The sequence below is a fragment of the [Clostridium] citroniae WAL-17108 genome (genome assembly GCF_000233455.1).
GTDB lineage: Bacteria > Bacillota > Clostridia > Lachnospirales > Lachnospiraceae > Enterocloster > Enterocloster citroniae.
Map to the genome: position 1 here is coordinate 249,402 of NZ_JH376421.1, position 12,912 is coordinate 262,313.

Here is a 12,912-nt window from a genome sequence, read left to right on the forward strand (position 1 = left end):
TCTGTTCTCCTTCTCATCAATCTGTACCCTCCGTGCACAAAGGGCTCACACGCCCTAAATCCACTTAGGGTGTCAGTTAAAGTATATCATAGACCCGGCCGCTGCCTCAACCATGAATCTCAGGCAGACACCGCTCCTGTCTTTCCCTCCTCCTTTTCTTAAGCCATCCTGCGGACAAGATAAGGATTCCCACCCCAATGCCCACAAGGCCGGCTCCCACCGTGATCACAAAACCGCTGCGCACCCAGTACCACAGCGGACTCTCCCGGGAAGGCCGCGCAGTGCCCGGTCCCTGATCCGTCTCATATACATCCGGCTGTTCCTCATCCACCCATATCTGAGAGGGGCGGACCGGCCGGTAGACCATTTCCAGTTCATAAGATACCGGCTCCATTAATGATACCGTACCTTCGTAGGTGACCTCATAATCCCTCACCAGCTTCTGTCCCCTGGCCATGGCCTGCCTGCACATCTGCCCCTCGTCATCCTCAAAGGGTTCTCCCGCCCATTCCATGGACAGGATCCTGTATTCACCGGCGCTCAGCCCCATTATGCCCAGAATTTCTTCCTGCGCGCTTACAGCGGAGGCCAGTACATCGCTTCCGTCTATCACTATGGACCCCGCCTGATACTCATCCGCCCCATATGCGTGGAACAGGACAGGCGCCTCAAATCCGTCCTGCCATTCTTCCTTTGTGATCCTGGCGTCCCGTATAAAGAGTTCGCCGTCAGCCGGTCCGCCTGACAGCTCCTCCTGTACCCCAATTGACTGAGGAAACCCCTCTGCACCTTCCACTGCCGGATAAACCACCTGCTTTTCCATGTGGCGGTCCGCCATGTGTTCCGGGATCTCCTTTACTTCATACCGCTCCAGCTCAAATTGGTTTCCCTTTCTGTCCCAGTACGTTTCCTCCGGCGTTTCCGGAACCTCTGCCTGCTCCAGTTTTCTTGTAAGATACAAAAGGTCATCCGTACCCGGTTCCTGAACTGCTCCGGGCCGTGCATAGACTGATGTTACATTTGCCGTAAGACACAGCAGGATCATAAACAGGTACTTCCAGATTTCTTTCTTCCAGATTTCTTTCTTCCAGACGTTTCCCTTCCAGGCTGCTCCTTTTATGTTCCGGCCTTTCCGGCTATTTCCTCTTTCTTTTGTCATAACCATCCCTCCTTGGTATATTCAAATTACATTGTCATCCTTTTCTCAGGAAATGACAGACTGCAAATCCTATGAAATTATCAAGGTACGGGATCCGTGGCATACATTGTTAATGGGAAATCCGCAGGTCTCAGAAAGAAACCGCGTCTCTGCGCCAATGCACAGACAGGTGTCTGAACGAATCACCTGTGCTCATATTATACATAACCTGAAGCCAATATGCAAGGCTGAATTGGTGTTTGCCTGTCAAGTTTACATGACCCAAGTTTACATGCCATATCCCTGCATATAAGATCAATACCCTCGGTGGACAAGCTACACCAAAAAGGAAAAAGCGGTACCATATCAGTCCGGCACCGCTTTTTCCATCTGTCTCTATCTATTTATATCTCCCATATATTTACATTTTATTTGGAAAAATACTCCTTTGTGGCCTTCCTGACCTGAGGGGCCAGCACCACCATTGCAATCAGGTTGGGAATAGTGAGAAGGCCCAGGGCAATGTCCTGGATGACCCATACAAGTTCAATCTCAGCCAGCGCGCCCACAATACAGAAACAGGGGAATACATACTTAAACTTGCCTGCCACCCCTGCCCCGAATATGTAGTTCAGGCCCACAAATCCAAAATACCACTGGCTCATCAGGGTGGTGGATGAAAACAGCAAAAGGCACAATGCCACCACATAGCGCAGGGGTTCCCATACACTGGCAAATGCGTTGATGGCAAGCACATTGCCCGGCGCACCGGAATCCAGAACGCCAGTGACCCCCAGAATCAGCCCCGTAATGGTACAGATGACAAAGGTATCCAGAAATACCTCGGCCACGCCTGTGATCCCCTGCTCTACAGGATGGTTTACCTGGGCGGCTGAATGGATCACAGGAGCAGATCCCTCACCTGCCTCGTTGGAATAGAGCCCACGTGCGACACCTTTTTGCATGGCCACAAGCATGGCTCCCATGGCGCCTCCCGCCATGGCGCGCATGCCGAAGGCGCCGGCAAATATATCCGCAAATACCCCCGGCACCTTGGTAATATTGGCCAGGATAATGCACATGCCTCCCACCACATAGATAACCGCCATGGACGGGACCAGGGTCTGGGCCACATGGGCCAGGCGCTTTAATCCGCCCAGGGTAATGATGAAAATAAGCAGTACAAGCACAATACCGGTGGTCAGATAGGGAACTCCGAAATTTTCCTTCATAACACCGCTTATGGTGTTGGACTGGATAAAGTTTCCTCCAATGATCTGGGTCACCATAAAGAATGCGCAGAGAGTGGCCAGCCAGGGAAGACGGAGTCCCTTCTTTATGTAGTACATGGGGCCGCCCACATAGTTGCCCTCTTCATTTTTTTCCCGGTAAAGCATGCCCAGGATGATCTCTCCGTACTTGGTAGCCATTCCCACAAAAGCAGCCACCCACATCCAAAAGATCGCTCCCATTCCTCCTGCAAGCACGGCTGTGGACACGCCCACGATATTCCCGCTTCCCACACAGGATGCAATGGCCGTACACAGAGCCTGAAAAGAAGAAATGGTTCCTGACTCTTTGGATTCCTTATCTTTTGAACGGATCGGCTCCCAGACGGTCTTCTTAATGATATAGCCAAAACGCCTGACCTGGATACCTCCGGTCATGATGGTATAAAGAAGACCCACACCCAAAAGCACGAATAACAGCCAGTTGCCCCACAGCCAGTCGTCAAAGGTTGTCAGAATCGCCTGAAACTCTTTCATTCTTCCTCTCCTCCTCTATGTCTCAGTGTACTCTCGTAATCTCCTGGTACTCAGATTTGCGGGATGATTTTTTGTCACTGCAAAGATGGGTGCCGTGGAGACTCTGAGAGTGCCAGCATTTACCATTCCAGGTAAATGGGATTCGTCCATGCAGTGCGGCCGTATTTGTCCACTGCCTCCACCCGTATATAGGTTTCATGGCCTTTCAGGGTGTACTCACTGTGGTTCAGGGTATCCTTAAAACGCTCACCTAAAACCGTGGTTCCATCGTTGATAATATTTCCACATACAAAATTTACATGGTTCACACCGGATGTGTCAATCCATACCTTCCCGTCCTTCACGCCCCAGTCATAGATCTCAGGCCCGGATGAGGAATAGTAGTTTCCCTCCATAAAGTTCTGCACAATGCTGTCATGGTTCAGGTCCGGCGCCTGGACACAGATCCAGCCCCCGCAGGAGTCCTCGAAAAGCCCCTCATTGTGATTGTCATCGCTGGCAAACGCATTGACACGCCTGCCCATGCGCAGCATTCTGTCCCAGTAGGTCACATCATATCCTGTATTGGATTCCTGGACCGTATTATAGTTAAATATTTCCAGGGCGCTGATTCCCTCCGTATGGATAAACTCCTCCTCCGTGACCCGGCTCCAAATCGGATGGTTGTAGGTGGTAACGCATCCATGGTCCCTCAGCATATCCGCCGCCTCCTGGGCTGCCTGGGCGCCGGTCCACTCCCCAAAAAACTTCATGGGCGGAATGTACTGCATATGTCCGTATGTTCCCAGAGGAGCTGCGTCCTGCATGGCCTGGGTTCCCAGAATACCGTGGAGATGGTGTACCTTATATCTCTCATTCGTGCCCTTGGCCCGGTAGAGGATCACACTGCTCTCCACCGCAGGCAGGATGATAAATGTTTCCGTGTTAAACTGTTCCCTGAAATCCGTAAATATATCGTGCTCTGAAAAGCACATGAAATGGTATCCGTTATCCCTGTAAAGCGTTACCGACTGCTCCGGCGTAAGCATTCCGTCCGATACAGTGGTATGGCTGTGGATATTTCCCTTATACCAGTTTCCACAATTTTTAAAGCCGTGATATTCCTTCATTTTGATACCGTCCTTTCCCTGATGAACATTCCTGATTACAACACTGCCCGGCCGGTCATGATCACTCCGTCCCGGCCCCTGCCTGACATTTCTTAATGCGGTGGATCAGGAACGTGGATACCCCCACGCCTACCACAGCCCATCCGATCATGACCATAAAAACGATCCTGAATCCGGCCATTCCCGGATATCTGTCAAGAAAGCTGCCATACATTACATAAGCGAACGCATTGGGAAGATAGATGACCAGGGATGCAAGGCTCATAGCCGCTCCTGTAATCTCCTTTGGGACCCTAACCTCATCCATGGGGGCAAAGAACACGGCGCGCATGGTAAAGACAATTGCTCCAAATCCAAGGGTACATGCCGCTCCCAGGATCCAGCTTCCGCTCTTTCCCAATGCCTCGTGAGGCACCATAAGGAACAGGACCATGGCAATAATACATACTACAAATCCTGCACGGATGTGCTTGGCGGAAGATTTGTGGACCTTGTCGGACATAAAACCGCCTATGGGTCCCCCCACCATCTTAAGACCGTACTGGTTTATTATACCATACATCCCCACCGCAGTTGCGGGAAGGAAGTAAATTTGGTTTAAAAAAGGAATGAAATAGGTAAGTCCGCAGTAAATACAGTATACAGTAAAGCCATTTAATGAAACTGCCCAGATATCCACGCTCTTTAACGCCTGCATCATACCGCCGAACGCGGCCTGTGCCTTGTTGACTTCCTTGCCGGATTCATCCACCCTTTTTTCGTCATTGGGAACAAAGATCAGACACAGGACACCCGCTGCTGCCGTGACAGCTGACAAGAACAACAGTCCGCCTCTCAGTGCAGCTGCGCCCTCGCCCATTGCCTTAAAGATTGCAAGAGCCGTGGATGCTATGATTACGTCCACAATGCCGCGGCCCATTTCCAGAAAACCGAACATACGTCCCTGGGTCTTTTCATCCCCTAACAGACGGATGGCTTTTAACAGCACCGGCCAGTATGTAACCTCCCCCAAAATAGCCATGACTCCAAATGCGGCCAAAAAGCCCCAGTACCCCGGGAAAGTGGAGAGATACACGCCCACAGCACCGAGTCCTATGAGGGATCCTCCTATCATATATTTCTTGCTGAACATGTCACAGATATAAATTCCTGCAATCAGACCAATGGTCTGGACAATACCGTAGGCACTCAGGGCTCCGCCGATCTGGGTGTTGCTAAGCCCCATAAACTGCTGCATGGGCACATAGAACATATCCTTCATTGATGAAAGCTTAAATGCGATTCCTCCTGAAAGTGTGAGGATACAGAATACCAGCCAGCGGTTGGGAGCTGCTTTTACTATCTTTGCCCTTGTTTCATTACTCATATCAATTAATCTCCTTTCATTCTCTGTAAAATATCACGAGCTCAACCAAATACCTCGTTACGAACATAGTATATCTGCTTTTAATTGGGTTTTCAAGCAAATTCGCAATAATATCAAATTTTTTCGCAATTATAACAAATTTTTTGTTGGTTTTTTGTGCATTTAGCATCTATAAACTTGTGATTATGTTGGTTATAATGAATTCATCCCCCTATAAACGCATTTTTTCGCAACCTGGCAGTTCCGTCAAAACAGGTTTCTTCTTGGGATATTTCTGGAAATGATTGTGTTTTTGGCTTTTCCAAATTGGGAATCCGGGGTATAATAAGAAAATGAATCAGCAATATTAAGGTGTGCTCCGGTAGATTCCGAAGGTACGCTAAGAAAGAGGGGAGGGCAAGCATTTATGCTGGCTAAACAGCGCTATAATAAGATAATGGAGCTTTTAGATAAAGATGGAATCGTACATACCGCAGAACTGGTAAAACTAATGAATGTTTCATCGGAAACCATACGAAAGGATCTGGAATATCTGGACAACCAGGGCCGCCTGTCCAGGGTCCATGGCGGCGCCGTGCCATTGGAAACAGGGAAGTCTCCGGACATTCCAGGAGGCTACATTTCCTTTCAGATCCGTAATTCCCAGAATTTGGAACAGAAAGCAGCCATCACTGCAAGGGCCGCCGCACTGGTGGGCGAGGGACAGGTCATTGCTCTGGACTATGGGAGTACCAGCCAGATGATGGCCCTTGAACTTAGGGAACGGTTCCGCAATCTTTCGGTGGTGACCAATTCCATTCAGAATGCCCTGATCCTGGCTGAGAATCCCGGCATTACCATCATCCTGACAGGAGGGATCCTAAACAGGGACGAGTATACCCTGGTAAATGATTTTTCCTCCACACTGGAGAGCATCCACATTGACATCATGTTCATGACAGTTACGGGAATCGACCCGGCGATCGGGTGCACGGACCAGCGGCTCAGCGAGATACGGATCCAGAATCAGATGCACCGCTGTGCCAGCCGGACCATTGTCCTTGCTGACTCTTCCAAATTCGGCAAAGCCAGCCTTTTAAAAATATGCCCCTTTGATGAGGTGGATACCATTGTGACCGACTCAGGCATATCACCTGAACTGGAAAGCCGGATCAGGGAAACCGGGGCAAATCTTATAATTACATGACGAAAGGTAAAATACCATGAATGTATTCGATATTCTGGGGCCTGTTATGATCGGCCCATCCAGTTCCCACACAGCGGGGGCTGCCAGGATCGGAAAGATCACGCTGGCGCTTTTGGGGGCGCCAGCGGTAAAAGCGGACATTTTTCTCCACGGTTCCTTTGCCAAAACATATAAGGGCCATGGAACAGACAAGGCATTGATTGCCGGGATCATGGGCATGGCCACAGACGACAGCCGGATCCGCATGGCTCCGGAGCTGGCCAGGAAACAGGGACTTGAGGTAACGATCACCACCGGTGATATTGACGGCGCCCATCCCAACACAGCCAAAGTGACACTGACGGACGCGTCAGGAAAAACCGTATCCCTTTTGGGCAGCAGTATCGGCGGCGGCAACATACTCGTGAAGGAAGTCAATGGAATGGAGGTATCCATCACCGGACAGCACACCACCCTCATTGTTCTCCACAGGGACGCCCCAGGCACCATTGCTGCGGTAACTGAGGTGATGGCTGACGCGGGAGTCAATATCTGCAATTTCCGTCTGTCCAGGCAGCAAAAGGGCGGGGAGGCTGTTATGACCATTGAGATCGATGGCAGTTTTGGACCTGAACTCAATGAAAGGATAAAGATACTGCCCAATATTTTCTCCAGCACCATGCTGCAGCCCATATAATCATAAGAAGGAAGGATCTATTATGGAACTTGATTTTAATTACTCCTCTGTCGCTTCCCTGACAGCCGCAGCCCTCCGCAGCGGACTTCCCATCTCCGTCCTGGTCTTAAAGCAGCAGGCCCAGCAGATGGAGCTGCCCGAGGAACATATATATGAACAGATGCGGAAAAATTACCAGGTCATGGCGGACTGTATTGAGCCGGGATGCAAACAGGATCTGCGGAGCACCAGCGGGCTTACCGGAGGCAGCGCTTACAAAATGCGCCAAATATCTGAGAGCGGAAAAAGCCTTACAGGCTCCTTTCTCTCCGGCGCCCTTTACCGTGCCCTGGCGGTTTCTGAGTTAAATGCAGCCATGGGCCGCATTGTGGCGGCTCCCACGGCCGGCAGCTGCGGCATCCTCCCTGCCGCCCTGCTCACCATGCAGGAGGAGAAGGGATTCTCGGAACGGGACTGTGTCATGTCCCTTTTTACCGCATCAGCCGTTGGTATGGTCATTGCCAACAATGCCTCCCTGGCAGGCGCCCAGGGCGGATGTCAGGCTGAGTGCGGTTCTGCGGCTGCCATGGCTGCGGCCGCCATTGTGGAACTGGCAGGCGGCACCCCCGGTATGGTGGAAAACGCCATTGCCATTGCCATCAAGAATATCCTGGGGCTGGTATGCGATCCCGTGGCAGGACTGGTGGAAATTCCCTGCATCAAGCGCAATGCCTCCGGTGTGGCCGGGGCGTTTGTGGCAGCAGAGCTGGCACTGGCAGGGATTGAAAGCGCTATCCCGGCAGATGAAGTCATATGGACCATGAAAAAGGTGGGGGATGCCATGTCCTCTACCCTAAAGGAAACCGCAGAGGGAGGCCTGGCAGCCACCCCCACCGGAAGATGGCTTCATGAGCAGGTTTTTGGCACTGCCAGGGAACCGGGACAGGGATGCGGCAGCTGCGGTGGATGTTCCTCATAATAAGCAGCATTTTTCATAAAAACCCATGTACAATGCCGCCGGCACATTACAGGTGATACAAATCACCCTTGTGCCGGCGGCATCCTTTTGTCTTCTTCTATTATCTGAATTGGCTGTACTTATGTCCCGGAGCTGCCCCGCCCCTGTAGGATGCCAGCTCACTTACTGTCACAAGCTGGTATCCCCTGGCAGTAAGCTCAGGTATGAGAACAACTGCGGCGTCTGCCGTGGTGGCATAAATATCGTGCATCAGTATCACATCCCCATCCTTCACCTGGCTTAACACCGTATCAATGGTTCTCTGCGCATTCCTGTGCTGCCAGTCCCTGGTGTCAATAGACCACATAATGGCCGGCATTCCCATGCTTCCCAGTACAGACAGGGAGTGGGCATCAATATAACCGCCCGGAGGACGCATCAGAACCGGTGAAACGCCGCATACTGCCTGGATCTTCTGGTTGGTAGAGCCCACCTGGCTTACGATCCCGTCCGCGCTCAGCTTGGAAATATACTTGTGGTCATGGGTATGGTTGGCCACCTCACAGCCCTGTTCCACCATGCGCTTGATCACACCGGCATTGGCATTCACATTGGAGCCAAGCATAAAGAAGGTGGCTCTTGCGCCATTGGCCTCCAGGCTGTCCAGGATCCTGCTGGTAACTGCTGTTCTTGGGCCGTCATCAAAGGTTAGGGCAATCATTGGCTTTGAAGGATCTATGGACGACTGGGGAACCACAATATCCGCAGGAAGGCCTGCTCCCTTTGAGGTGATGGATGCGCGGATACCGTCCACACGCAGTCCTGCGCCTTCCACACCTGCCGCAGCCCCGTTCGCAGCCCAGTCTGTCCAGGAACCATTCTGGTACACCATATAATACAGATCATAATCAGCCGCCAAACTGCCTGTCAGTTCCATGCGGATGGACTCCAAAGGCATTACGCCACCGGAACCGCCGGACTCTGCGCCATCCTCGGACCAGTTCAGCCATCCGGAACCGCTCAGGTTCACCTGATACCGGATTCCGACCTGGGCACCTGCAGGTATATTGATCAGGTTCGCCTTCATGGCGGAAACCCATGTTCCTCCCGGAGCCACGCACTGGTGGTTGTCAGCAGTAACCGTACTCCAGCCCTGCTGGACCATAAAGGCGCTGTAGTTGACCTGCAGCGGATCCTGGCCGGTTCCCGCCTGTCCTTCCGGCTGGGCGGTCTGCTCCTGGGCGGTCTGCTCCTGGCCGGTCTGTTCCTGGCCTTCCGGCTGGACGGTCTGCTCCTGGACGGTCTGTTCCTGGCTGACTACCCCGGGGCCTGACTGTTCAGACTGGGCGGATGAGCCCATGCCCATAGTACCGGCCGCAGCGGTAAAACCCTGCATGCTAAAAACAATTCCAGCCGCCAGGGCAGCGGCCAGAATTTTATGTTTTATTCCAACTTTTCTCATTCACAATCTCCTTAGCTGTTATAATTATGGGGAAATTCTTCCCCGGACAGGCACATGTCCGGGCCAAATACATTTCTGCAAAGCATGATATACTCCTGATAATACACATGCTCCTCCAGTTCTTTTAATGCGCGGGCAATTCCCCAGTAGTACCACGCATGTTTCTTTTTATCCTTCTCATTAAATCTCTGCCATATGGCATCCCCCACCACCAGATAATCCCTGGCCGTGCTTCGCATATTGCTGAGCTTGTCCCCCAATGCCAAGATCTTAATATCCCTGGACGCAGTGCTCAGGTGCCGGACCGTATACCCCTTGCGCTCCTGCCAGGTTTTTCTCTTATCTTCGCTTTCATCCATCACCAGGCAGGCTACTCTGGCTCCAAAGGCTTCCTCCAGTTCTCCTTTGGTAACCCCTGCATCCTCCATAACATCATGCAGCAACGCGGCTGCAATCATCTCCTCATCATCCGTAAATGCGGATACAATCACTGCTGTTTCCAATGGGTGGGTAATATAAGGAATGTCCGTTCCCTTCCTGAATACACCCCTGTGTGCCTTTTCGGCAAATGCAGCTGCTTCTCCTATCATGGGTTCTGCTCCTTTTGTGACGGCATAATTTATTTTGCTGTACATGTCCCACACCCGCAGGACATGTACCTATCATACCATAATTAAACCGTATTTTGAAGAGTGTTGTGTAATCTTTGGCATTTTCCAACTTCACCTTGTAAGAAAAGACATTTTCTGCTATGCTATAAAAGTATTTTTCAGGTGCCTATACAACAAGGAGGATTTTTATGACTCGTCATTCATCATATTCAGCGCCCCGAAGCGAGCGCCCATCCGGCTCCTACGGTGGACAGCGGGGCCGCGGCAGCAAGCGCAACACTTATAATAAACGTTCCTGGAAGGACAACAAGACCCTTTTTACCCTGGTCTGCTTCATACTTCCTTTTATCGCCATAAACCTGATCATCCTGTTTCTTGCAGTCTCAACGCCCAAGATCGACTACACCATATCGGATACCCAAGATTACAAGACAGTGGATCTAAGCATCAAGATCCGCTCCCTGCTTCCCTTGAAGGAGATGACCGTGACCCTTGAGACAAAACCTGTGGAGCTGGTTAAGGAAAAGGGCGTATATAAAACCACACTGGAGGATAACGGAACCCTGGAGATACAGGTGACCGGGTGGAACGGGATGACAAAACGCGCTTATGAGCACATTGCCACCCTGGATGACGCGCCGCCTTCCATTGACGAAGATGATTATGTGATGGAGGACGGGCAGCTGACCGTAATTGCCAGCGACAGCCAGTCCGGCGTCAACTATGACGCCGCCTACGCAGTGGATGAAAAGGAAGAAACCATCAAGCCCGTGAGCATTAATAAGGACACGGGCGAGATAACCTTTGCCATGGACACCTCCTCCCTGACTGTGTACATAGAGGATTTTGCCGGCAACACATTTAAAGCTTCTTTTACAAACCGCACCGAGGGCATTGACACAAGCAGCCGCGATTCCAAGTTCCCATCGGACGGCACCAACGGCACCAATGGCAACGGAAGCTCTTCCGATTCCAATACGAACAGCTCCAGCACCAAGGAGACCACCAAAGCCAAAGAAACTACCAAAGCGACAAAGGCAACTGAAAAAGCAAAAGAGACCACCAAAGCAACAAAGGCAACTGAGAAAGCCAAGGAGACCACCAAGGCGACAAAAGCAACTGAGAAAGCCACACAGGCAACCAAGGCCACAAGCGCTGCCAATGCCACAAAAGCGACTGAGGCGTCAAAGCCTGCCGAGTCCACTACCGCTCCTGCCACATCTCCCACCACCGCTCCTACCACCCCGGTGGTACCGGGTCCCGGTGAGAGCAGTTCCCCGACACAGTCTCCCACACAGGCTTCCCAGGCAGTGCCCGGTGGTGACTCCAATGATGTCACCATTGTGCCCATTACCTGATATAAAAACCTTATAAATGCAAGAAGGCCATGGACTTCTCCCGGAGGGAGCCATGGCCTTTTTATATTATATTGTGATATTACATATGATCTCCGTTCCATTTCCTTTATCTATGTTCTCCGCCCTACTATTCCCCGTCATCCCCGGCTTCCATGATGGCATCGATAATATCCACGTACTCAGAGCAGTATTTTTCATACATGGGGGCTGCTGCCTCCTGGAACCTGGCCTTTTCCTCAGGTGAAAGTTCGGTCACGATACAGCCTGCTTTTCGTACAATGCTCTCCGAAACCTTTTCCCGCGCTGCCCACAGCTGGCGCTCATATTGAGCTGATTCCTGGGCGCACTCCCTGATGATATCCTGATATTCCGGTGAAAGCTTATCCCATGTGGGCTGAGCCGCCAGCTGGAGTTCAGGCACTCTGGTATGCTCATCCAGGGTAAAATACCTGGCCACCTCATAATGCCTGGTGGATTCATAGGAAGGCCAGTTGTTCTCAGCCCCATCGATTTTACCGGTCTGAAGTCCGGAGTACACATCCCCGAATGCAGTAGGTACCGGTGTCGCCCCAAGGGCTTCTATGGTATCCATCATCAACTCCGATTCCTGGACACGGATATTAAGCCCTCTCATGTCCTCCAGTGTTTCAATGGGACGGCCGGTATTATAGAAACTTCTGGCACCGGCATCATACCAGGACAGCGCCACCAGATTGGAGCCGTCAAAGGAATTCATAAAATCATCGCCGATAGGTCCCTCCAATACCCTCCACATGTGTTCCCGCCCCGTGTACAGATACGGCATCTGGAGAACATTGAGCTTGGGCACAAACTCTGCCAATGGCGAAAGGGAGACACGCGCGAAATCAACGCCGCCAAACTGCAGCTGCTCGATTACTGTCTTTTCATCTCCCAGCACAGCCTCTGCATTGACCTGGATCTCGATCCTTCCCCCGGTCCTTTCCCTGACCAGTTCCGCGAACTTATACGCCCCCTGGGTGGTAGGATAGTCCTCTGCCTGATTCTCAGCATAGGTCAGGACAAACTCCGGCGCCTGGGACTGGGCCTTGCCCTTCCCGCTGCTGCAGGCAGTCACCGCAGCTGCCAATACACACAGCACACCAAACAACACGTTACCTTTCAAACACTCACCCTCCTTGCCTTACCCTGCCTGACATCTATTATAGATAATGCCCTTATTATAAATATAACCTTTTGTACAAATATCACTCAGTCCGTTTCCTATCATATCATATTTGTCCATATAATTATACCTGTCAATTGATGGAGCGTGAAGATACAG

General features: G+C 51.4%; 11 protein-coding genes. 4 read left to right on the plus strand and 7 right to left on the minus strand.

The genetic code is table 11. The annotated features are described in order from the left end of the window. Nucleotides 1-106 precede the first annotated feature (106 nt). From HMPREF9469_RS11135 to HMPREF9469_RS11150, 4 genes are all read right to left on the minus strand, one after another. Nucleotides 107-1,159 carry a hypothetical protein gene (locus tag HMPREF9469_RS11135; RefSeq protein WP_007861977.1) on the minus strand — a complete coding sequence of 351 codons (1,053 nt, stop codon included), beginning with the start codon at nt 1,157-1,159 and terminating at the stop codon, nt 107-109. A 407-nt stretch (nt 1,160-1,566) separates the two neighbouring features. Beyond that, on the minus strand, nt 1,567-2,904 hold the full coding sequence (locus tag HMPREF9469_RS11140) for an alanine/glycine:cation symporter family protein (RefSeq protein ID WP_007861978.1): 1,338 nt from the start codon (nt 2,902-2,904) through the stop codon (nt 1,567-1,569). 119 nt (nt 2,905-3,023) lie between these two features. Then, a complete protein-coding gene (locus tag HMPREF9469_RS11145) occupies nt 3,024-4,013 on the minus strand; it encodes a PHP domain-containing protein (RefSeq protein WP_007861979.1) in 990 nt (329 codons plus the stop codon). A gap of 61 nt (nt 4,014-4,074) precedes the next feature. Then, on the minus strand, nt 4,075-5,379 hold the full coding sequence (locus tag HMPREF9469_RS11150) for an MFS transporter (protein ID WP_007861981.1): 1,305 nt from the start codon (nt 5,377-5,379) through the stop codon (nt 4,075-4,077). A 406-nt stretch (nt 5,380-5,785) separates the two neighbouring features. Here HMPREF9469_RS11150 and HMPREF9469_RS11155 point away from each other — a divergent pair, with 406 nt between their 5' ends. From HMPREF9469_RS11155 to sdaAA, 3 genes are read left to right on the plus strand one after another with little or no spacing between them, the layout of a single operon-like run. Next, entirely contained in the window at nt 5,786-6,565 is a 780-nt protein-coding gene (locus HMPREF9469_RS11155; RefSeq protein WP_007861982.1) for a DeoR/GlpR family DNA-binding transcription regulator, read from the plus strand. A gap of 16 nt (nt 6,566-6,581) precedes the next feature. Beyond that, complete coding sequence (gene sdaAB, locus HMPREF9469_RS11160; RefSeq protein ID WP_007861983.1) at nt 6,582-7,241, plus strand: L-serine ammonia-lyase, iron-sulfur-dependent subunit beta; 660 nt, start codon at nt 6,582-6,584, stop codon at nt 7,239-7,241. Nucleotides 7,242-7,263: 22 nt separating this feature from the next. Further along, on the plus strand, nt 7,264-8,199 hold the full coding sequence (sdaAA, locus tag HMPREF9469_RS11165; protein WP_007861984.1) for an L-serine ammonia-lyase, iron-sulfur-dependent, subunit alpha: 936 nt from the start codon (nt 7,264-7,266) through the stop codon (nt 8,197-8,199). Between the two features lie 100 nt (nt 8,200-8,299). Here the strand turns inward: sdaAA and HMPREF9469_RS11170 are convergent, their stop codons facing one another. Both HMPREF9469_RS11170 and HMPREF9469_RS11175 read right to left on the minus strand, forming a co-directional pair. Beyond that, a complete protein-coding gene (locus tag HMPREF9469_RS11170) occupies nt 8,300-9,640 on the minus strand; it encodes a polysaccharide deacetylase family protein (protein WP_007861985.1) in 1,341 nt (446 codons plus the stop codon). An 11-nt stretch (nt 9,641-9,651) separates the two neighbouring features. Then, nucleotides 9,652-10,230 carry an HD domain-containing protein gene (locus HMPREF9469_RS11175; protein WP_007861986.1) on the minus strand — a complete coding sequence of 193 codons (579 nt, stop codon included), beginning with the start codon at nt 10,228-10,230 and terminating at the stop codon, nt 9,652-9,654. 209 nt (nt 10,231-10,439) lie between these two features. Here HMPREF9469_RS11175 and HMPREF9469_RS11180 point away from each other — a divergent pair, with 209 nt between their 5' ends. Beyond that, a complete protein-coding gene (locus HMPREF9469_RS11180) occupies nt 10,440-11,609 on the plus strand; it encodes a hypothetical protein (RefSeq protein WP_007861987.1) in 1,170 nt (389 codons plus the stop codon). Nucleotides 11,610-11,736: 127 nt separating this feature from the next. Here HMPREF9469_RS11180 and HMPREF9469_RS11185 read toward each other — a convergent pair whose 3' ends face one another. Then, nucleotides 11,737-12,753, minus strand: a complete 1,017-nt coding sequence (locus HMPREF9469_RS11185) for a TRAP transporter substrate-binding protein (RefSeq protein ID WP_007861993.1) — start codon at nt 12,751-12,753, stop codon at nt 11,737-11,739. Between the last annotated feature and the right edge of the window lie 159 nt (nt 12,754-12,912).